This is a genomic window from Enterococcus sp. LJL99 (assembly GCF_054871725.1).
On sequence record NZ_JBTXLT010000008.1, the window covers coordinates 95,001 to 114,960 of the forward strand.

Below are 19,960 nucleotides of genomic sequence, written 5' to 3' on the forward strand. Positions count from 1 at the left end.
TCTTTTTGGCTTGATCCCAGTTGAACTAGGTGTTTTATACTACTTATCAAAAAAAGAAGGAAAAAAAATCAAGGAATTTATTCAATATACTAAACCAATGTCAGTTGGTCAAACCTTGTTATGGGCGCTTCCTTGTATACTCATTGCTCTAGTAGTTTTTGGTATTATTGCACCAATCGAGCATCCACTATGGCAACTTTTTGATTGGGTTTCTGAATGGTTTCGTTTAGATCAGTTTTCTATTGGAGAAATTTCGAAAACAGAAGCCATTCCTTTTTTAGCGATTGGAATTTTACTAAATGGTTTATTGGGTCCTTTTGTTGAAGAATTATATTTTCGTGGGTTTCTGTTACCTCGAATGGAAAAATTAGGAAAATTAGCTCCCGTGGTAAACACAGTATTATTTTCACTCTATCATTTTTTTACTCCTTGGGAAAATGTGACTAGAATTTTAGCTATTTTGCCATTTGTTAGTGTCGTTTACTATAAGAAAAATATTCGCATTGGAATGGTGGTTCATTTATCTCTGAATACATTTAGTATGATTGGAATGATTGCTACTTTTTTGACGCTTTAATGCTTTTGGAAATCTAGGATTAAATAAAACAATAAACTACAAATCATAAGAAGTGTATTTAACTTTTGTGATTTTGTAGTTTATTTTATTAGGATAGACTTATAGCTATTCTAATTACTTTCCAAACTACTTTAAAAATGTTCTTTTTAAGTTATTTTTATGTTTCCCTCTTTATTATAAACAAATATACAGGAGGGATTTAGATGGTTAAATTAAAAAATAGTTTCCAACGAAAAGAAAAGAAATATTCTTTATCAAATAAAGTGTACCTTGAATTGAAAGAAAAATTGGAAGCCTATATGGAGGAAGACAGCTATGGCTTGCACACAATAATCTCTATTTACTTTGATACGGCTGATTATGAACTGATTCGCCATTCAATTAGCAAGCCAACCTATAAAGAAAAATTTCGGATTCGGAGCTATGGGATACCACAAGAAAATAGTGCTGTTTTTTTAGAAATCAAGAAAAAATTTAAAGGAATTGTCTACAAACGACGAATGGATTTACCGTTTTCGTTAGCGAAAGAATATCTGGAATGTCCTAAATCATTTAAAGGAACAAAAGCAAATAGCCAACAAATTAAACAGGAAATTGATTGGTTATTTGCTAGAAAGAAATTAGAACCAAAAGTTATGATTGCTTATGACCGACGTGCTTTTTTTGATTCAGCAGATGAAAATTTCCGTATTACCTTTGATTTTAATATTCGCTATAACAAAATAACTGGAACGCAGGAAATAAATGACATAGGAGAACGAGTGGCTCCAGAAATTGATGTCTTAATGGAGGTTAAAGCATTAGGGGCCTATCCCTTATGGTTTTCAGAATTATTAGCATCACTTGAGATTTATCCCGCTTCATTTTCAAAATATGCACAAACTTACCAAAGATATCTTTATTGTGAGGGGGATTTTCGTCATGTTGTCTAGTTTAATTACTGAAAGCACAGAAAGTTCAACCAGTTTATCGTATAAAGAATTATTGCTTTGTATTACAACGTCAATTGTTTTAGGATTAGTCGTTGCCTTTGTTCATATGTACCGAAATGTTTACAGTAAAAATTTTGTGATAACATTAGCAGTTTTACCGGTTTTAGTTCAATTAGTGATTATGTTGGTTAATGGAAATTTAGGGACTGGGGTCGCTGTCTTAGGTGCGTTCAGTTTGATTCGTTTTCGATCTGTAGCTGGTGGAGCGAGGGAAATCACGAGTATTTTTTGGTCAATGGGCATTGGATTAGCGACTGGAATGGGATTTGTCGGTTATATCGCCATTTTTTCTTTGATTATTGCCATTTTTTTACTGTTGCTAAATACGATTCATTTTGGAGAGAAGAACAATATTGCAGAACGAGAAATCAAAGTTACGATACCAGAAGATTTAGATTATCCTGGATTATTTGATGATTTATTTGCTTCCTATACGTATTCAGCGACTTTAGATTCTGTAAAAACAACAAATATGGGTAGCTTATACGAGTTGAGGTATCGAATTATGTTGAAAGATAGTCAAACGGAAAAAGAGTTGATGGATGCAATGCGTGTTAGAAACGGAAACTTAACGATAATTTCTGGAAAAGTTTCTACTAATAGAGAGGAATTGTAGGTGATTACAAATGAAAAAAATAATACTTGGTTCAGTCATTGTAACAATGGCTACATTGATCCTATCAGGCTGCTCAACGACTTCCAATCAATCAAGTAGCAACTCGTCCACTACAAAAACGTCCGTTGAAGCAATTTCGGTAAAAACGGCACAGAAAAGTTCTGAAAATATGTATGGTTCTTATCAAGATGAAGATTATGATGATAGTTATGACGAGTCAACGGCTACAAAAATTACTCTTAGTAAGAGTACTGCTACGATTGATGGTTCTGGCGCTGAAGAACATGCTGGTATCCTTTCAATTAGTAGTGGAGGGACATACATTTTAAGTGGTGATTATGAAGGACAAGTTTTGATTAATGCAGGAACAGAGACAGTTCATTTAGTATTGAATAATGTGACGATTAGCAATACTTCTTCATCAGCTATTTATGTGGAACAGGCGGAAAAGGTCATCACCACATTAGCTGGAAATTCAACGAATAAACTCTCTGATGGAACAGAGTATAGTTATAATACCTCAGACCAAACAGAACCTGATGCTACATTTTTCAGTAAAGATGACCTAACAATCAATGGTTCAGGTTCGTTAGAAGTAAATGGGAATTATAGTAATGGAATCAGAAGCAAAGATGATTTAGTAATAACAGGCGGATCAATTTCAGTAAATGCAAAAAATAATGCTTTAAAAGGAAAAGATTCACTTTCAATCGCGGATGGAACCTTTACATTGACAACTTCTGAAGGGGATGGGATTCAAGCGAATAATAGTACAGATGGCGAAAAAGGTTGGATTGCTATTGATGGTGGTACTTTTACAATCAAAGCAGGAAATGATGGCATACAAGCAGAAACCAACTTATCAATAGCAACAGCCAAAATCGATTTAACAACAGCTGGCGGATATGATGATCAGTCAATCGATACCAAGCAAAGCTATAAAGGGCTAAAAGCTGGTGGAAATATAGTGATTGATAATGGCACCTATAAAATTGATACAGCAGATGATTCAATTCATGCTAACGCTGCTGTGACCATCAACAATGGAACATTTGATTTGTCTAGTGGAGATGATGGGATTCATTCTGATACTGATTTGGTAATTAATAACGGAACCATTACAGTTGCTCAATCTTATGAAGGACTAGAAGGGTCTACTGTAACTATCAACGATGGAGAGGTATCCGTTCTTTCAACAGATGATGGAATCAACGCGGCAGGTGGAAGTAGTGAAGAAACCTCGCAAGAAGGACAGTTTGGGGTGGATTCATTTAGCAACCCTAATGCTGGTGGTGATAGCAGTAAATTTATCGAGATAAATGGCGGGATGATTTACGTAGATGCTGCGGGAGATGGTCTTGATAGTAATGGAGATATTCGGATGACTGCAGGAACAGTTGTTGTCAATGGACCGACGGATGATGGCAATGGTGCCTTGGATTATGATGGAACCTTTACGATGGACGGAGGAATGTTTGTTGCTAGCGGTAGTTCTGGGATGGCAATGAGTGCCAGTGAAGGATCTTCTCAAGCAGCGCTTAGTTTATATTTTACAACAACGCAAAAAGCAGGAAGTTTAATTTCTTTAAAAAATAGTGAAGGAGAAACGATTCTTACTTATAAAGCTGCCAAAGATTTTAAACATGTCGCTATCAGTTCACCAGAACTTACCGTTGGAGATACACTTACATTGTTTAGTGGCGGTGAAGATTCTGGGACAGAAAAAAATGGTCTATATACAGGTGGTAGCTATTCAAATGGAACAGAAATAGGGAAAATAACGTTAAGCAGTTCGTTGACTTCTGTTGATGAAACGGGTGCAGACGTAGATGACAGTCAAATGGGTGGACCTGGTGGACAAGGTCCGAGATAATAAAAATTAGTTTTAGGATGAGACAAAAGTGAACATTTGATTTCATCCTAAAATTATAAATAGAAAGTATATTACTTACATTTTTCTCGTTGTATCATATGTGTGAGGATAGTTTCAGTATGAGTCACTATTTCTTCTAAATCTGCCGCAAAAATTTGATATAATTGCGCACAAGAATAATAACGCATCTGCAATTCTTTTTTATTCTTGGTAATATTTTTATCAAAAAATTCATCTAAATAAACCAAAGATTTTTGCCAAGATTGCAATTTGGTCAATTCATTACGAGCATCTAAAATATCTTGATAAGGAATAGCTTTTAAATCCTGATTTTTATTCATTTATTTTGTTCCTTTCTTGATTTTTACGAAAAAATACGATCAGACCAAAGCCTCATCGTGTGCAATAACTCGACAAAGAATATGAAAAATCGTCAAAAAGATGAAAAAAACTGACAAAAACACTAGTCAAATCAATCAAAATTAAGTACAATAAAACATGCGAGTACTTTGGTACGCGCTATTGGCAACTTGGATAAACAGTGTTGGCTGTTTTTTCGGGGCCTTGCAACATGATTCCAGTCAGGTTGTAAGGTGCCTTTTTATTTTGCTTTAGAAATGTTCTGATTAATAAATCATCTCCTTTAAAGAAAGAATAATAATATAGAATAGAAACAAAAAAGGTATTGGCGTGGTGTCCAATACCTGAATCAATAGTAACTCAAAGAAACTTAGCATTTTTTACTATTATCATATAGAAAGATAGTAAAAAATATAAGAGTTTATCCTATCGGCTAATCTGTAGAGAACAATGTTGGTTGTTTTCAAGACTTTCTAGTTCAGTTCCAGCTAAACCAAAAAGTGCCAGTTATTTGATTGTATAAAAGTCAATATGAGTAAATAAAATATACAAGACTTTTTGTTTCTATTCTATAAGTAAAGTATAAAGAAAATACGTTAATTAATCAAGACTATAAGTAAAATGAATTTGAAAATGTCAAATTTTCCCAAGAATCATTTCTAGCTCTTTCTCATCAATTAAATTTGTATTTTCATATGCGTGAATAATGTCTATTTCTTCAGCAGTTCGCTGATTAACTGGCTTTTTTTGTGCTTGTTTATACAAGGCTTTAATCAATAAACGGTGAGGAAATGATAGTTGAGATACATTTAAATAACCAGAAAGGGAGTAAATCCCTTGAAGTTTCAATTGACTATTTTTTAGTTTTTCTTTTACAAAATGCTCAATTCGTTGCTGATTATTTTCTCGTTTTGGATCATATAATCCAACAGTTAGAATCGTTATTTTTTGAACTGTTAATTGTTTGTTTTTCAAAAAAGCTTCTAATCCTAAAATTTTACTTGTATAAATTGCTCCGACAAAAATAATTTCGTTTACAGCTGTCAGTGGGAGATCTGGTTCTTTATAAGAAAAAACAGGAATATTTTTCTCTTCCCCAATTTTTGTAGCAAAAGATTTTGTCGTTCCATAGCGACTTGCATAAATAACAATTTTCTTCATAATCATTCCTCCTCTCGTTCAACACCTACATAGAGTTTTGTAATCATTTGGTAAAATAAATGAATTTCTTCGGTAGAATAGTCATTAAAAAGACTGGTCAATTTTTGTGTATGTAGTTCAGAAACAATATCAACATATTCAACCGCTTTTTTAGTTAAAGTAATTGAGGTATTCCGTTTGTTATCAACTTCTTGCTGAATGATGATAAATTCTTTTTTTTCTAGTGATAAAGCTAATTTCTTAATATTTTGCCGAGATGATCCCAAAAGCTTTCCTAAATGAGTAAAGGTCGTTTTACTGTTTGAAAAGCGAATCATTGTTAAAAGCATAAATTGTTTTAAGGTTAATTCGGGATCTGTTTTATCAAAAATAGTTTGTAGTCGATTTTGCAAGATAAAAATACTCGCGAAAATCCCTTTGATTTCATTTTCTCGATTGTCACTATATTCGTTTATCAATTCATTGATTATCATAGTTTACTCCTTTTATTCATCTTACATCTATTATAGTAACTAGTTACTAATTTGTAAAGAGAAATTAAGTTCTAAATTTTGTTGACCTGATAGATAAATCGTGATACGATTATTTTGACCTGTTAGATAAATGCGAACTTGAAAGGAGTTTTAGAAAAATGAATCTAGCTAATTTGGAAACGGAAAGAAAAACGGCCATCTTAAATGCCGCATTAAAAGAATTTACAATCAAAGGATATGATCGAGCGTCTACCAATATTATTGCAAAAGAAGCGGGAATTTCGAAAGCATTGATGTTTCATTATATATCAAGTAAACAAGAGCTATTTTTATTTGTCTATGATTTTTTTCAAGAGTTATTGCAAAAAGAATACTTTGAAAAATTGGATTATGAAGAGAGAGATTTACTTCAACGATTGCGCCAGTCGTATGAGTTACAAATGACATTGATTAAACAATATCCAGCCATTTTTGACTGGGAAAAACTAGGAAAGAGAACTAAGTCTGATGAGATCAATCAAATTCTTAGAAACAAGGGAAATCAAGATCATGTTTCTTGCGAAGTGCAATTATTTCAGGAAATCGATGGGACTAAATTTAAACCAGAGCTAGATTGTGATAAGGTGAAAAATATTATTTACTGGTCAATGAAAGGGTTGTTTGATCAGTTTGTAGAACGATTAAAAGAATCAACTGATATCGATTTGGATGAAACTTCCTTCACTTCAGAGCTGAATGATTACTTGACTGAATTACGGTTTGCGTTTTATCGTTCAGATGATGTTGAAGAATGAGTTTGTCTAAATAGTTATTCAAAAAGGAAGTATTGAATGTAGGAGGAGCGAAAAATGGAAGGATTTAGTAGAGAACAACGGGCGGTAATTCTGGAATTTCCATTACGAGGAGAGTGGTACGCGCCAACGACGCCTAAAAAAAGAATTCCTAGTCATGGGACGAACCGTTTTGGATTACGATATGCTTTTGATTTTCTGCAAATCAATTGGCAAGATAAAAAACGTCCATTTTATCAAGTTGGCTTTTGGCAATATCTAGTTTTTGGGGTTCCCTTGAACAAACATTATTGTTGGGGACAAACGATTTATGCGCCTTGCGATGGTGAAATTATTTCGATAGTTGATGGTATTCCAGAAAGAAAAGTCCATTGGTTGAGAGATTTGCTGATTGCACTTAGAAATAGTTGGTTTTTTGATGAAAAGAAAGAAGCTTATAGTAAAATTGCTGGGAATTATTTGGTGCTGAAATTTGGAGATAACAACTATTGTTTATTTGCACATTTAAAAACTAATTCAATCAATGTTTCAGCACATCAAAAAGTAAAAAAAGGAGATCGGTTAGGACAAGTGGGTCATTCGGGTAATTCCACTTCCCCGCATTTACATTTTCAAGTAATGGATAGTGATGATATCGCTCATTCTAAAGGAATTCCTTGTTTATTTGAAATGTACGAACTATATCATGAGGGAAAATGGAGGCGAGTACATCATCAAATGCCTTCTGATAAAGATCGCTTCCGATTTGATAGTAAAAACATGTAAGTTTTGAAAGCATATTGACTGGAGAAATCAAGTAAGGTACATTATTTTTATACATACAGATTGGTTTAGAGTAAGGAATGCATCTTCTAAATGTAAAATAAAAAATAGGAGTTTTGAAGTTGGAAAATGAAGAAGTTTTTGTCGTCTATCAAAGTAAATTTAAACAAATTGGCTTAGTTTTATTAGGTATTTTAATGGTTTTAGCTAGTTTTATTCCATTATTTGCTGGAAATAGTCTATTTATCATCATAGGTATCATTGGTATTGGCTTCTTTGGCTCTTGTGAATTTTATTTAATCAAGCAATTGATTCATGGAAAGAAAATCGTTTGTTTAACGACTAAAGGTTTTTACGATTACTCTAGTGCAATGGCCACTAAAGATCTTTGTATTTTATGGGACGAAGTTTCTGAGATAGAAATTAAGAGTATGGTTAATCAAAGTTTTGTTTCTGTTTACTTAAAAGATCCGGATAAAGTTCTAGCAAATATCACAGGACTTCAACGTAAAGCAATTCAAGCGAATGTAAAAATGGGATTTGGGGAAATAAATATTACTTTACAAAGCGCTAAAAAGTGTACGAATGATGAATTACTTGTCAAAATGAATCAATTTTTACAGTAAGATAAAATTTCTTTGAACTATTTCTTAGTGACAGAGTCATTTTTTTCACTAATGATTAGCCTAAATAAATGAGTATCTAAAAATAAGGATATCATTGGAATTTTTTTTGAAATAGGCATATAATCTAGTTGTATTTAGAGAAAGGGGACGTTATATTATGTCAAGCGATCGTCACGGAGAAGAAGAAAACAGAGAAGCATTTAGAGAAGAAAAAAATAAAGAAGTTTTTGAAGCAACGATTGATAAAAATAGAGCACATGTTGCTGAAGAAAAAGAAGAGAAAGAAACAAAACGTTTTATTCGCGAAGAAAATAGACGTGGTAAAGAATTAGAAGAAAAAGAATAAACTAAGTATCACTATTTTCATGGTCTTTTATAAAGTATCCGCATTAAAGAAAAAATTGATTTTTCTTTAGTGCGGATACTTTTTTTTCACTAGTTCAAATAAAATATAAATCGTTATTTAATTGTTCGTAAAAACTATCATACATCCGTCAAAATGTATAGTAATTAGAACTCGCCCCTTAAATATAATTTACAATCTTAAACCCATAAATCATGATCGTTAAAAAAATGTATAAATAATTTATTCAATATTATTTTTGCAAAAATCTTTGAAACACTTGTATTTTGTTTCCTAAAGTGTAACTAATCAAAAAATTATTTGTATTCAAATATATTGACTAAAGTATAGTGTATAATAGTACTTAAGTTGATTAAGATGAGGAAAATTTCTCGTTTCTAATGATAAGAAAAATATAGAAAAAAGGAGCGTTGAGGAAAATGAATATAAAAAAAGCAAGTGAGCTTAGTGGCGTTTCTTCAGATACCATTCGCTATTATGAACGAATTGGTTTAATTCCACCAATCAAACGAAATCAAAATGGGATAAGAGATTTTGATGAAGAAGATCTTCGCTGGATTACTTATAGTCGACAAATGCGCAATGCTGGTTTATCTATTGAATCTTTAGTGGAATATTTGACCCTATTTCGAATGGGAACGGAGACGGTGCCAACAAGAAAAGAAATCATTGCGGATCAAATTTTTGAATTAAAGAAAAAAGCTGCTGAATTAAATGGTGCAATTGACCGTCTGGAATTTAAATTAGAACATTATGATGATCACATGGTACCAGCGGAAAGTTTATTAAGAAATTTTGATGTTTATCGCTAAACAAATAAGTCTAAATAAAATCAAAAAACTAGTGATTTTTCTAGAAATTGATTTTGTTTAGCTTTTTTTATTCAAAAAAGTCTTGACTTGGAGTTCACTTCAAGGAATAAACTGGGTTTAAATAGAAAAACATTTAAGGAGGAAATCAAATGGATTATGTAAAATTTGGAAATACAGGTATGGATGTTTCAAGACTTTGTTTAGGTGCGATGGGCTTTGGCGATCCAAATAGTGGGTTTCATGAGTGGGTTTTAGAAGAAGCTGATAGTAAAAAAGTAATAAAAAAAGCTTTGGATTTAGGAATTAATTTTTTTGATACAGCAAATGTTTATTCTTATGGAGCAAGTGAACAAATTTTGGGAAAGGGACTAAAAGAATATGCCCATCGAGATGAGATTGTTGTTGCAACTAAATTATTCTCAACGATGAAAAAGAATGTTCCGAACAGTGGAGGTTTATCTAGAAAAGAAATTTTTCATCAAATCGATCAGAGTTTAGAACGATTAGGAATGGACTACGTAGATCTATATATTATTCATCGTTGGGATTATCACACACCAATCGAGGAGACAATGGAAGCGTTACATGATTTGATTAAAACAGGAAAAGTTCGTTATATCGGAGCTTCTGCGATGTATGCCTGGCAATTTGCAAAAGCACAAGCAGTGGCTGATAAGAACGGTTGGACTAAGTTTGTTTCGATGCAAGATCATTTGAATTTGCTTTATCGTGAAGAAGAACGAGAAATGTTACCGTTGTGTGAAGATCAAAAAATTGCGGTTACGCCATACAGTCCTTTAGCTGCAGGGCGCTTGACACGTGATTGGAGTGCGACGACGAAACGATTTGAAACAGATGTGACAGCTCGTTCAAAATATGATACGACAGCGGATCAAGATCGTATAATTGTTGAACGCGTTGCTGAAATTGCTCAAAATCGTGGCGTGGAGCGAGTAGAAGTAGCTCTAGCTTGGTTACTTCAAAAAGCACCAGTTGTCGCGCCAATTATAGGAGCGACGAAAGAAAGTCATTTAACAAAAGCATTACCAGCACTGGATTTGAGCTTGACTAAAAAGGAGATTGTTTATTTAGAAGAACCATATGTTCCTCATCATGTTGTAGGAGCAGTCTAAGTGAATAAGGTATAAAAAGTGTAAATAAAATCGAATCAAACGCGTACATTGACACGTATAAAATGTACGCGTTTTGATGTAGGAAAAATTTAATGCAAAAAGGAGCAGATTAAATGAAACAAATTTTGCTAAGAACAAGCATTGAAAATGAAGCTCAAACTGCAAAAATAATTGCTAATTTGTTTGGAAATTCAACATATACGCAAATTAATTTGGCTGATTATCATTTAAATCAATTAGGACAAGATTATGATGGAGATGAATTTTTTTTAGTAATTAATCAACTGCAAGAAGCTGATGTTTTAGTTATAGAAACACCCGTTTATTGGTCATCTATGTCAGGGTATTTAAAGAATTTTCTTGATCGCTTAACAGAATTGCCATCAGTTGATTTTCATAGAAAATTTTTTCCACCCAAAAAAAGAGTTGTTTATCTAATTGTAGCTAATTCAAATCCAAAAATAATCGCATCAATAGAGCAAACTATAAAAGAGGTGTGCGCTCATTTTTCTTTATCATTTAAAGTAACGATTACAGATGGAAAAGAGGCAGAAAGAGTAAACATGAGTTTAGAAAGGAAAATGATTCAAGCAAAATAATTGCTTTTTATTAGTAAAAAAGCGCATCATAGATACAAATCAGTCACAAGGATAAGGAGTGAGAGAAATAAAAAAAATCTATTTTACTATTTTGTTTTTAGGAGTAATTGGTTTGGTCGGGTGTGGAAAAAATAAAGATGAAGTAAAGGTAGGAGGAAGTTCGGTGAGTCAAATTAGTCAACAAACAAGTGAACAAAATACAACTGAAGAGTCATCTGAAAAACCAATTGACAGTTCAACATCAGTTGTGCATTTCGAATCAGGTTCTTTAATTCAAGCTGTAACAGCTCGAGATCAAGCGCGTGTCAGCCAAATTTTACAAGACCCCAACTATCCGATTAATGAAACAAATGAGCAAGGAGAAAGCTCATTGTTGATTGCAACACATAATAACGATATTGAAATTGCTAAGCAATTAGTTGATCGTGGAGCGGATGTCAATCAACAGGATGCAATTTCAGACAGTCCGTATCTTTATGCCGGAGCCCAAGGGAAAACAGAAATTTTAAGCTATATTATTGAGCATGCTACGCCCGATTTAAACAAAGTCAATCGTTTTGGCGGGAATGCATTAATACCTGCTGCTGAAAAAGGGCACTTAGAAACAGTAAAATTGTTACTTGCTGTTGGAAAGGAACCGATAGATTTTCAAAATAATTTTGGTTATACCGCATTGATTGAGGCAGTTGCTTTGCGAGATGGCTCAGAAGTCTATCAGGAAATTGTAAAAGTCTTATTAGAAAATGGTGCGGATAAAAATATTCGTGATAATCAAGGCATGACTGCTGGAGACTATGCTGCTCGTTTAGGTTATACAAAAATGAGTGAGTTGCTTAATGCATATTGATTGATAAGTAGATGATACTACTTTAGAGATTATTTTAGATAAAAAGGGTAGTATTCGCAAGCAAATAATTACTAATATTTTACACATCTAAAATATAGATAGGGAGTGTTAGAAAACTATTGCGAAAATTTTCGAAACCATAGTTTTCTATCACTCCCTAGTTCAATTTTTACTTATTATCACGTAATAGAGTAATTTTTTCTTCTTCTGGTGTTACGTATAGTGTCTTTTGATTTTCGTAGATGACATAGCCAGGTTTAGCCCCATTTGGTTTATGCACATGTTTTACTTGGACATAATCGACTGGAACTTGTGCAGATAGTCGGAATTTTGAATAGTATGCAGCAAGCAAGGCTGCTTCGTATAATGTTTCTTGACTTGGTTCTGCATCTTTTATGATTACATGAGAGCCAGGAATATCTTTGGCGTGGAGCCAGAAATCGGATTTTTTAGCGGTTTTAAGTGTTAGTTGATCATTCTGTAAATTGTTGCGTCCAACTAAAATAGTCGTTCCGTCAGTAGAAGTAAAACGTTCAGGTTGATTGGCTTTTTTCTGTTTGCTTTTTTTGTTGCCTCTTTTTTTAATATAGCCTTGACTAAGCAATTCTTCACGAATTAAATCAATATCCATCGGACCGGCTAATTCCAACTGAGAAACTACTGATTCTAAATAAAGAATTTCATTTTCAGCTTGTTCAATTTGAGTGTGCACAACTTTTACGGCATTTTTTAATTTTTGGTATTTTTGAAAATACTTTTGAGCATTTTGATTAGGAGTCAACGCTGGATTCAATTTAATTTCAAGTTGTTTATCTTCTTCATAATAGTTAGGTAAAGTTACAGACTCAGCGCCTTTAGGAACTTGAGCCATAAAAGTGGTTAAAAGTTCACCATCTCGGCGGAAGTTTTCAGCTTTTTCAGTATCAGCCAATGTATTTTTCAATTTGATCACTTTACTTTTATTACGCTTTAATTCATTTTCAATTTTACGAATTAATTCTCCACCTTGTTGTTTTACACGATCTTTTTCGGCTTTACCACCATAGTAAGCATCAAGTAACTCGCTAAATGAAGCAAAAAAGGTTGAATCACCATCTAATGAAAAAAAAGGAATCGGAGTAAAAAATTCTTTTGAACTCATGATTGTTAATGTTGGCTTAAAATCAGCAGTGATTTCGTGCCAAAAGGCAGTCCAAACACTCATTTTTTCATTTTTTTGCTGATTTAAACGAAAAGCGAGTTCTTCAGCAGTATCTTTTCCTAAGCCTTGAAATTGTTGTTGCAAGTATTTTCCAGAAATTTCTGGCGCTTTTGAGAGTAATTCAAAGGCTTTTTCTTTCGATACTAAAAATGGATTGATTTGGGTTTGTTTCGGTGGAGCAAGGTATTCAACCCCAGGTAAGAGTGAACGGTAACTATTTTGAGAACTACCAATATGTTTAATAGCATCTAAAATTTTACCAGTTTCTTTATTGATTAAAACAATGGTACTGTGTCTGCCCATTAATTCAACAATCAAGACAATGTCTTGTAGGTCTCCAAGTTCATCTCTTTTGCTAAAAGTAAAATGAATGACCCGATCGTTCTCCAATTGTTCAATTTGTTCTAAAATCGCTCCATCCAAAAATTTCCGCAGCATCATGACAAAATTTGGCGGTGTATCCGGATTTCCATAAGCAATTTCTGTTAGTTGTACTCGAGCGTAACTAGGGTGAGCAGAAAGTAATAATTTATTGTTTTTTCCTTTGGAACGAATAACTAAGACTATTTCATTATCATAAGGCTGATGAATTTTTGAAATTCGGCCATGTAATAATTGTTCAGATAATTCATTAACCATGTTGTGAGTAAATACGCCATCAAATGACATAAACATCCCTCAATTCTATACACATAATGGTTTTATTATAACGAATTTTCACTCATTAATAAAGAAAATCAAGAGACTAGTGTTTTTCTTTTAGGTTTGATTGATTTAAAGTTCAAGATACTTAAGAAAACGATGAGTTTTTCAAAATAAGCAAAAGAGTTTTAACGAAATGGCGTATAATAGTTTGTAAAGATGTTTTTGAGGAGGAACCATTATGGTAAAAAGACTGATTAGTGCAAGTGCTAGTGAAGTGAAACAAATGAATGCAGTAGAATTGAAACAATCGATTAAGGCTAGTGAAGGACGAACGATTTTATCAGAAAATGTTGTCGTTGCGTCACCTCAAGCCGGTGATATTACAAATGCAGAGGTGGCTGCTGCTTTTGGAGCTGACTTGATTTTATTAAATGCGTTTGACTGTTTTAATCCGATTGTCCAAGGTCTTCCGGGGATAACTTTTGAAGAGGTAATGAATTACTGGCAATTTCCTGAAAAAAATAAAACCAACCCTATAAAAATACTTAAAGAGTTAGTGGGTCGCCCAATTGGTGTTAATTTAGAACCGGTGGATGAATCATCAGAAATGTTTAGTGAGAAGTTGATCATCAGTAAAGGAAGAACCAGTTCTAAAGAAACAATTCAACGAGCTGAGGAGTTAGGAATTGACTTTATTTGTTTAACTGGAAATCCTGGAACTGGCGTGACTAATAAAGAAATTGCTAAAGCAGTCAAGGTAGCTAAAAATAATTTTTCTGGTTTAGTGATTGCTGGTAAAATGCATAGTGCAGGTTCAGATGAACCAGTAGTTTCTATAGAAGCTGTTGAAACTTATGCCCAAGCAGGTGCAGATATTCTTTTATTGCCTGCAGTAGGAACTGTTCAAGGTTTTACTGAAGAGGATTTGAAAGAAGCCGTGGGAATTGCTAAAAAGTATGATCTATTAACGATGTCAGCTATTGGAACAAGTCAAGAAAGTGCAACAAAAGAAACGATTCGTCAAATTGCTTTATTAAATAAAATTTGCGGAGTAGATATTCAACATATTGGTGATGCTGGATACGGTGGGTTAGCTCCAGCAGAAAATATTTATGAAATGTCTCTGGCTATTCGTGGTATGCGTCACACAATCAACCGCATGGCTCGATCTGTTAATAGATAGAAACTAAACACAAATGTAAACAAGTTTAATAGATTGCAATTTTCGAAATTGATTTTTAAATTTCGTTTGTTGCAGTCTATTTTTGCCTATTTGAAGTTGACTAAGGAATTTGAACTGGTGGAAATAAGAGTAGAAAATAGCTCTTTAGTTGAAACAAATTAGTTTTTTATTGAAATATAGACCCAAATTAAGAGTAATAATTTGTTTTTTAGGTTTTATTTTTTACGATTAATCATGTGAGAAAATAACATATATTTATTATTTATGTACAAAAAATCCGAAAAAGTCATTTAATTATAATGGCATAAGGACTGGAAATGCTTCTTTACTTGCAATACTATACTTTTTTAACTACAATAAATAGATAATTAGTTATTTCACTAATAAAGGAAAAATGAAAATTTATTTTAGGAAAAGAGATGAGTCGGTATGAAAAAAAATGTGATTGATACTAAAGATGATTTTGTTGAATTAATAAATAAGAAAAAAAAATTTAGTGCAATTATTTTGGGGGTAATTGTATTATTAATTATAAGCTTATTCATTTTTATTCCAAAAATGCAAGCGAGTATCCGAACATCTGAGATAAATTATTTGATTGAGAAAATAAATTTGAATAAAAAAGTTTCATTCTTTGCTGAAGGAGATATAGAAAAACAGATTGATGACAAAAATGCTGTTACGGTTTTGTTTTCTGAACCTCATGGGACCGAATATGATAAAGTTTTATCTGTTTTTTCAGACACTAAATTGATGAATAGCTTTAATCATAGTTTATTTATTTATCCAATAGTATATAATAGTAGTAAGATTGAAAAAAAATTCGGTATCAATAAGAACGAAGTGACCGTTATTTTTTTTGAAAATGGTAAAGAAAAGAATCGTTTTATTGTTGTAGATTCATTAGATGTTAACACAATGTTGATTCCTAAATTAAATGAATTACCATTATCAGCGGATACAACACCTGTTCAACCTAGTCAAACAACGCCTAGTTCTCAGCAGCAAACAGAAACCTCTACAACTTCAAGCTCACAAGAAGAAGCACCAGCTGTAGAGTCAGACGAAGTTCCGGTAGAGTAATTTTAAATAGGAAGAAGGTAAAAGCATGGAAGGAATGATCTTAGTTATTATATGTACGTTAGCATTGTTTACCTTTAGATCAAAGAAGCAACGTGTTTTTGTAAGAAGTGAAAAACGTGACCGTAATTAATTGGGAAACATTGTTTACTTTTTTCTGTAAAAAAGAAATGATTACAGATAATGACACAAGTTTAAAAAAGGAAAAACCAAGAATGATTCGAATTGGAAAAAAAATTCGTTTAGTTCAATTTGATTTTCTTAGAGAAGAAGCTTTAGATTGGTACCAAGATCCAGAAAGTATGCAAGATATTATGGGGAAACCTGTTATTTATACAAGAGAGCAAATTAGAGAAATGTATCTTTGGCAAAATAAACATGGCATGCTTTACTATATAGAATATGAATTGCAAGGACGTTTCCGAACGATTGGCGATGTTTGGTTGGCGGAGGATGATTATGCTATTGTCATTGACAAAAAATATCGGAATCGGCATATAGGACGAATTGTGACGCAATATTTTATTCATAAAGCAGAAGTAATGGATCGAGAGTTTATCATTGTTAGTGAGATATTTAATTGGAACAAGGCTTCGCAGAGAATGTTTAAGAATTTGAACTTTTATCCTTATAAAAAGTTACAAGACAGCTGTAGCTATAGAAGAAATTTAAAAACAGTTGAAAAGTAAATTTTTATTGACGAATAAAATAGAAATACGATAAAATAACAAGTACCTTTATTAATTTAAACTACTTTTTAATTTAGGCTGGATTTGGTTCACAATACAAACTTTATTTTCCTAAAACTAAAAACCGATGATTTTATATAAAGACAGAAGCAGTTATCTTCAATTAATAAGAACTGTTCATAAAAATTGTTTCTACATTTTATGAATTGACTTCTATTGTTGATAGTAAAGCTTCTGTTCTTATTTTTTATTAAGGGTTTTTGGTGCAAATAACTAATGTAAATTGTTTGCAATCATGGTAAGCTTTAGCATAGGGTAGTGAGTAATAAGGTTATCAAAATCAAGAATATTGGAGGGAAGGAAATGAAAATTAAGCGGTTGTACGTGGTGATTGGAATTATTGCAGTATTTTTAATTGGGTCTTATTTTACAGAAAAAAAAGAAATCAGCGAAAAGCAAATGCCAGTTGTGGGTGTTTTGCAATTTGTTAGCCATCCTGCGCTAGATGAAATTTACAAAGGAATACAGGCAGGATTAAAAGAAGAAGGGTATGAAGAAGGAAAAAATATGGTGCTTAATTTTCAAAATGGTCAAGCAGATCAGAGTAAATTAGCAACCATGAGTCAACAATTAGTTCAAGATAAAGCGGATGTATTGATTGGGATTGCAACACCGGCCGCATTATCTTTAGCTAATACGACAAATACTATTCCTATTGTCTTAGGAGCTATTACAGACCCAGTTAGTGCTGGATTGGTTGAAAACGATCAAAAACCTGGGGCGAATATTACTGGTGTCAGCGATAAATCTCCAGTTGATTCTCAATTTGATTTGGCGCTTGAATTATTACCAAAAGCGAAGAAAGTCGGTATTTTATATGCTTCTTCAGAAGAAAATTCAAAATATCAAGTAGAAGAAGCTGAGAAAGTAGCTAAAGCAAAAGGATTATCGGTCAAAGCCTATGCGGTGCCGTCCAGTAATGAAATTGCTCAAACGGTTCAAGTTATGACTGGTGAAGTTGATTTTATTTATATTCCAACAGATAATACGATTGCTAATGCTATGCAAACAGTTGTAAATGAAGCAAATAAAAGTAAAACGCCTATTATCCCATCTGTAGATACGATGGTAGAGCAAGGTGGCTTGGCAACAGTTGGAATCAATCAGTTTGAACTAGGTGTCCAAACAGGTAAGATGGCAGCTGATATTTTATCTGGCAAGAGTGATCCTGCGACAACACCTATTTATACATTTAAAACAGGTGATACAATTATAAATGAAAAACAGGCAAAATTTTTAGGAATTGATATTCCAGAAAAAATACTTGCAAAAGCGAAAAAAGTGAATGAGTAAGCGAAAGGAGCTAAAAACATGATTGTTTCAGCAATTGGACAAGGAATGTTATGGGGAATTTTAGGGTTGGGTATTTTTATGACTTATCGAATTTTAAATTTTCCTGATATGACGACTGAAGGAACGTTTCCTTTGGGAGGAGCAGTTTGTGTTACTGCGATTACGGCTGGAATTCATCCAGTTTTAGCCACGATTTTAGGTGTACTTGCAGGCATGTGTGCCGGTTTAGTGACGGGATTTCTTTTTACGAAAGGAAAAATTCCAGTTATTTTAGCAGGTATTTTGGTAATGTCAGGACTAAATTCAGTAATTTTATTCGTTATGCAAAGTCCGAATCTGTCGTTACTAAATCAACCGAAGATTCAAGATGTCTTTTTAAGTTGGGGATTACCTAAGTACTACGACATTATTTTTTTAGGCATTATTGTTTTAACTATTATTATAAGTCTACTGTTGTTCTTTTTCAATACATCTCTAGGGCAAGCATATATCGCTACAGGAGATAACGAAGACATGGCTCGATCAATTGGGATAAAAACTGATTCAATGAAAATTTTAGGGTTATCTCTGTCAAATGGAATTATTGCTTTATCAGGTGCTTTAATTGCTCAAAATGATGGATATGCTGATGTTAATAAAGGAACAGGCGTGATTGTAATTGGTTTAGCTTCGATTATTATTGGGGAAGTATTGTTTGGAGAATTAACGTTTGCTGAAAGACTAGTTGCAATTATTATTGGGAGTATTTTCTATCAATTATTGATTCTATTAGTAATCAAGCTAGGGTTTGACACAACTTATTTGAAAATATTCTCAGCAGTAATCCTTGCAGTTTGCTTAATGATTCCTCAATTTAAAAAAGCATTAAATCTGCACTTTCTTCCAGAAAAGGAGGGCAAAAAATGAGTGTTGTTTTAGAAATAAAAAATGCGACGAAAGATATCGATAATGGACTCAATGAGATCAAAACGATTCTTGATCATGTGAATTTGACAATCAACCAAGGGGAATTTATTACGGTACTAGGTGGAAATGGTGCAGGAAAAAGTACCTTATTCAATAGTATTACAGGGACTTTAACCTTAACTGAAGGAGAATTGTTGATTCATGGAACACCAATCACTAAACTTTCAGAAGAAAAACGAGCAAAATATTTTTCTAGAGTTTTTCAAGATCCAAAGATGGGAACCGCTCCTAGAATGACTGTTGCCGAAAATTTGTTACTTGCTCAGCTTAGAGGACAAAAACGAGGCTTGAAATTAAGAAAATTAAATGAACAACGTGCTTATTTTTCTGAAATTTGTTCAGAAGTGGGGAATGGATTAGAACATCATTTAGAAACCCCAGCTGGTAATCTTTCTGGTGGTCAAAGACAAGCGTTAAGCTTATTGATGGCAACATTGACTAAGCCAGACTTATTGTTACTAGATGAGCATACAGCGGCATTAGATCCAAAAACCTCAAAACAATTGATGCGATTAACTGACCAACGAATTCAAGAAGCCAACCTCACTTGTTTAATGATCACTCATCGCATGGAGGATGCTTTAAAATACGGCAACCGCTTGATTGTTTTACAAAAAGGGAAAATCGTAAAAGATTTAAATAAAGCTGAAAAAGAAAAATTAACATTACAAGATTTGTTATTGTTTTTTGAAGAAGCACAAGAAGAGATTTCTATCGATTAAAAGAATGAGTATACAACAGTTGCTAACATTTATTTGTCTTTAAATGTTAGCTAGTAAATATATTAATAAAAAAAAGATCATTTTTTTGTTTCTTATTCCAACTAAATGAATAGGAAAATAAAATGATCGATTTTT

The 19,960-nt window shown here is 32.9% G+C and carries 22 protein-coding genes; 18 read left to right on the forward strand and 4 right to left on the reverse strand.

Annotated elements, in window-relative coordinates:
- The first annotated feature begins 10 nt into the window (after window positions 1-10).
- The 4 genes from ACYSNW_RS12735 (at window position 11) to ACYSNW_RS12750 (ending at window position 4,058) form a co-directional block, all read left to right on the forward strand.
- The gene (locus ACYSNW_RS12735; protein ID WP_461745051.1) at window positions 11-577 is read left to right on the forward strand and encodes a lysostaphin resistance A-like protein; all 567 of its coding nucleotides are present in this window, start codon (window positions 11-13) and stop codon (window positions 575-577) included.
- Window positions 578-780: 203 nt separating this feature from the next.
- Entirely contained in the window at window positions 781-1,509 is a 729-nt protein-coding gene (locus tag ACYSNW_RS12740; protein WP_461745052.1) for a VTC domain-containing protein, read from the forward strand.
- Window positions 1,499-2,185, forward strand: a complete 687-nt coding sequence (locus tag ACYSNW_RS12745) for a DUF4956 domain-containing protein (RefSeq protein ID WP_461745054.1) — start codon at window positions 1,499-1,501, stop codon at window positions 2,183-2,185. Before ACYSNW_RS12740 ends, ACYSNW_RS12745 begins: the two co-directional genes overlap by 11 nt.
- A gap of 10 nt (window positions 2,186-2,195) precedes the next feature.
- The gene (locus tag ACYSNW_RS12750) at window positions 2,196-4,058 is read left to right on the forward strand and encodes a carbohydrate-binding domain-containing protein (RefSeq protein WP_461745056.1); all 1,863 of its coding nucleotides are present in this window, start codon (window positions 2,196-2,198) and stop codon (window positions 4,056-4,058) included.
- Between the two features lie 71 nt (window positions 4,059-4,129).
- On the opposite strand, the gene ACYSNW_RS12755 is transcribed toward ACYSNW_RS12750, so the two are convergent.
- The 3 genes from ACYSNW_RS12755 to ACYSNW_RS12765 form a co-directional block, all read right to left on the reverse strand.
- A complete protein-coding gene (locus ACYSNW_RS12755) occupies window positions 4,130-4,399 on the reverse strand; it encodes a hypothetical protein (RefSeq protein ID WP_461745057.1) in 270 nt (89 codons plus the stop codon).
- A gap of 655 nt (window positions 4,400-5,054) precedes the next feature.
- Complete coding sequence (locus ACYSNW_RS12760; RefSeq protein WP_461745059.1) at window positions 5,055-5,579, reverse strand: flavodoxin domain-containing protein; 525 nt, start codon at window positions 5,577-5,579, stop codon at window positions 5,055-5,057.
- 2 nt (window positions 5,580-5,581) lie between these two features.
- Window positions 5,582-6,052 (reverse strand): MarR family winged helix-turn-helix transcriptional regulator, encoded by a 471-nt coding sequence (locus tag ACYSNW_RS12765; protein WP_461745060.1) that lies wholly within the window; start codon window positions 6,050-6,052, stop codon window positions 5,582-5,584.
- Between the two features lie 158 nt (window positions 6,053-6,210).
- Between ACYSNW_RS12765 and ACYSNW_RS12770 the strand changes: the two genes are divergently transcribed.
- From ACYSNW_RS12770 to ACYSNW_RS12805, 8 genes are all read left to right on the forward strand, one after another.
- Window positions 6,211-6,846: a TetR/AcrR family transcriptional regulator gene (locus ACYSNW_RS12770; protein ID WP_461745062.1), complete on the forward strand. Its 636-nt coding sequence runs from the start codon at window positions 6,211-6,213 to the stop codon at window positions 6,844-6,846.
- 54 nt (window positions 6,847-6,900) lie between these two features.
- Window positions 6,901-7,608: a M23 family metallopeptidase gene (locus ACYSNW_RS12775; RefSeq protein ID WP_461745064.1), complete on the forward strand. Its 708-nt coding sequence runs from the start codon at window positions 6,901-6,903 to the stop codon at window positions 7,606-7,608.
- Window positions 7,609-7,727: 119 nt separating this feature from the next.
- A complete protein-coding gene (locus ACYSNW_RS12780; protein ID WP_461745065.1) occupies window positions 7,728-8,231 on the forward strand; it encodes an STM3941 family protein in 504 nt (167 codons plus the stop codon).
- A gap of 157 nt (window positions 8,232-8,388) precedes the next feature.
- Window positions 8,389-8,577, forward strand: coding sequence for a hypothetical protein (locus ACYSNW_RS12785; RefSeq protein ID WP_461745067.1), 189 nt, complete (start codon window positions 8,389-8,391; stop codon window positions 8,575-8,577).
- A gap of 437 nt (window positions 8,578-9,014) precedes the next feature.
- Window positions 9,015-9,407 (forward strand): MerR family transcriptional regulator, encoded by a 393-nt coding sequence (locus tag ACYSNW_RS12790; protein WP_461745069.1) that lies wholly within the window; start codon window positions 9,015-9,017, stop codon window positions 9,405-9,407.
- Between the two features lie 149 nt (window positions 9,408-9,556).
- Window positions 9,557-10,540, forward strand: coding sequence for an aldo/keto reductase (locus ACYSNW_RS12795; protein WP_461745071.1), 984 nt, complete (start codon window positions 9,557-9,559; stop codon window positions 10,538-10,540).
- A gap of 113 nt (window positions 10,541-10,653) precedes the next feature.
- A complete protein-coding gene (locus ACYSNW_RS12800) occupies window positions 10,654-11,139 on the forward strand; it encodes a flavodoxin family protein (protein ID WP_461745072.1) in 486 nt (161 codons plus the stop codon).
- Between the two features lie 163 nt (window positions 11,140-11,302).
- A complete protein-coding gene (locus ACYSNW_RS12805; protein WP_461745074.1) occupies window positions 11,303-11,986 on the forward strand; it encodes an ankyrin repeat domain-containing protein in 684 nt (227 codons plus the stop codon).
- A gap of 169 nt (window positions 11,987-12,155) precedes the next feature.
- Here the strand turns inward: ACYSNW_RS12805 and efbA are convergent, their stop codons facing one another.
- Complete coding sequence (efbA, locus tag ACYSNW_RS12810) at window positions 12,156-13,856, reverse strand: fibronectin-binding protein EfbA (RefSeq protein ID WP_461745076.1); 1,701 nt, start codon at window positions 13,854-13,856, stop codon at window positions 12,156-12,158.
- A gap of 214 nt (window positions 13,857-14,070) precedes the next feature.
- On the opposite strand from efbA, the gene ACYSNW_RS12815 reads away from it, so the two are divergent.
- The 6 genes from ACYSNW_RS12815 to ACYSNW_RS12840 all read left to right on the forward strand — a co-directional run bounded on the left by ACYSNW_RS12815 (window position 14,071) and on the right by ACYSNW_RS12840 (window position 19,825).
- Window positions 14,071-15,015, forward strand: a complete 945-nt coding sequence (locus ACYSNW_RS12815) for a DUF7916 family protein (RefSeq protein WP_461745078.1) — start codon at window positions 14,071-14,073, stop codon at window positions 15,013-15,015.
- A gap of 429 nt (window positions 15,016-15,444) precedes the next feature.
- A complete protein-coding gene (locus ACYSNW_RS12820) occupies window positions 15,445-16,098 on the forward strand; it encodes a hypothetical protein (RefSeq protein WP_461745080.1) in 654 nt (217 codons plus the stop codon).
- 116 nt (window positions 16,099-16,214) lie between these two features.
- Complete coding sequence (locus tag ACYSNW_RS12825; RefSeq protein ID WP_461745082.1) at window positions 16,215-16,784, forward strand: GNAT family N-acetyltransferase; 570 nt, start codon at window positions 16,215-16,217, stop codon at window positions 16,782-16,784.
- Between the two features lie 363 nt (window positions 16,785-17,147).
- On the forward strand, window positions 17,148-18,137 hold the full coding sequence (gene trpX / locus ACYSNW_RS12830; protein WP_461745084.1) for a tryptophan ABC transporter substrate-binding protein: 990 nt from the start codon (window positions 17,148-17,150) through the stop codon (window positions 18,135-18,137).
- Window positions 18,138-18,155: 18 nt separating this feature from the next.
- Entirely contained in the window at window positions 18,156-19,043 is an 888-nt protein-coding gene (locus ACYSNW_RS12835; protein WP_461745086.1) for an ABC transporter permease, read from the forward strand.
- Window positions 19,040-19,825, forward strand: coding sequence for an ABC transporter ATP-binding protein (locus ACYSNW_RS12840; RefSeq protein ID WP_461745088.1), 786 nt, complete (start codon window positions 19,040-19,042; stop codon window positions 19,823-19,825). The genes ACYSNW_RS12835 and ACYSNW_RS12840 overlap by 4 nt, the downstream gene beginning before the upstream one ends.
- Window positions 19,826-19,960: the final 135 nt, after the last annotated feature.

What these genes read in the sequence shown, in the direction of transcription:
- ACYSNW_RS12740 (WP_461745052.1), top strand. Translation starts at nt 781, where the DNA reads ATGGTTAAATTAAAAAATAGTTTCCAACGAAAAGAAAAGAAATATTCT.
- ACYSNW_RS12745 (WP_461745054.1), top strand. Translation starts at nt 1,499, where the DNA reads ATGTTGTCTAGTTTAATTACTGAAAGCACAGAAAGTTCAACCAGTTTA.
- ACYSNW_RS12750 (WP_461745056.1), top strand. Translation starts at nt 2,196, where the DNA reads ATGAAAAAAATAATACTTGGTTCAGTCATTGTAACAATGGCTACATTG.
- ACYSNW_RS12755 (WP_461745057.1), bottom strand. Translation starts at nt 4,399, where the DNA reads ATGAATAAAAATCAGGATTTAAAAGCTATTCCTTATCAAGATATTTTA.
- ACYSNW_RS12760 (WP_461745059.1), bottom strand. Translation starts at nt 5,579, where the DNA reads ATGAAGAAAATTGTTATTTATGCAAGTCGCTATGGAACGACAAAATCT.
- ACYSNW_RS12765 (WP_461745060.1), bottom strand. Translation starts at nt 6,052, where the DNA reads ATGATAATCAATGAATTGATAAACGAATATAGTGACAATCGAGAAAAT.
- ACYSNW_RS12770 (WP_461745062.1), top strand. Translation starts at nt 6,211, where the DNA reads ATGAATCTAGCTAATTTGGAAACGGAAAGAAAAACGGCCATCTTAAAT.
- ACYSNW_RS12775 (WP_461745064.1), top strand. Translation starts at nt 6,901, where the DNA reads ATGGAAGGATTTAGTAGAGAACAACGGGCGGTAATTCTGGAATTTCCA.
- ACYSNW_RS12785 (WP_461745067.1), top strand. Translation starts at nt 8,389, where the DNA reads ATGTCAAGCGATCGTCACGGAGAAGAAGAAAACAGAGAAGCATTTAGA.
- ACYSNW_RS12790 (WP_461745069.1), top strand. Translation starts at nt 9,015, where the DNA reads ATGAATATAAAAAAAGCAAGTGAGCTTAGTGGCGTTTCTTCAGATACC.
- ACYSNW_RS12795 (WP_461745071.1), top strand. Translation starts at nt 9,557, where the DNA reads ATGGATTATGTAAAATTTGGAAATACAGGTATGGATGTTTCAAGACTT.
- ACYSNW_RS12800 (WP_461745072.1), top strand. Translation starts at nt 10,654, where the DNA reads ATGAAACAAATTTTGCTAAGAACAAGCATTGAAAATGAAGCTCAAACT.
- efbA (WP_461745076.1), bottom strand. Translation starts at nt 13,856, where the DNA reads ATGTCATTTGATGGCGTATTTACTCACAACATGGTTAATGAATTATCT.
- ACYSNW_RS12815 (WP_461745078.1), top strand. Translation starts at nt 14,071, where the DNA reads ATGGTAAAAAGACTGATTAGTGCAAGTGCTAGTGAAGTGAAACAAATG.
- ACYSNW_RS12820 (WP_461745080.1), top strand. Translation starts at nt 15,445, where the DNA reads ATGAAAAAAAATGTGATTGATACTAAAGATGATTTTGTTGAATTAATA.
- trpX (WP_461745084.1), top strand. Translation starts at nt 17,148, where the DNA reads ATGAAAATTAAGCGGTTGTACGTGGTGATTGGAATTATTGCAGTATTT.
- ACYSNW_RS12835 (WP_461745086.1), top strand. Translation starts at nt 18,156, where the DNA reads ATGATTGTTTCAGCAATTGGACAAGGAATGTTATGGGGAATTTTAGGG.
- ACYSNW_RS12840 (WP_461745088.1), top strand. Translation starts at nt 19,040, where the DNA reads ATGAGTGTTGTTTTAGAAATAAAAAATGCGACGAAAGATATCGATAAT.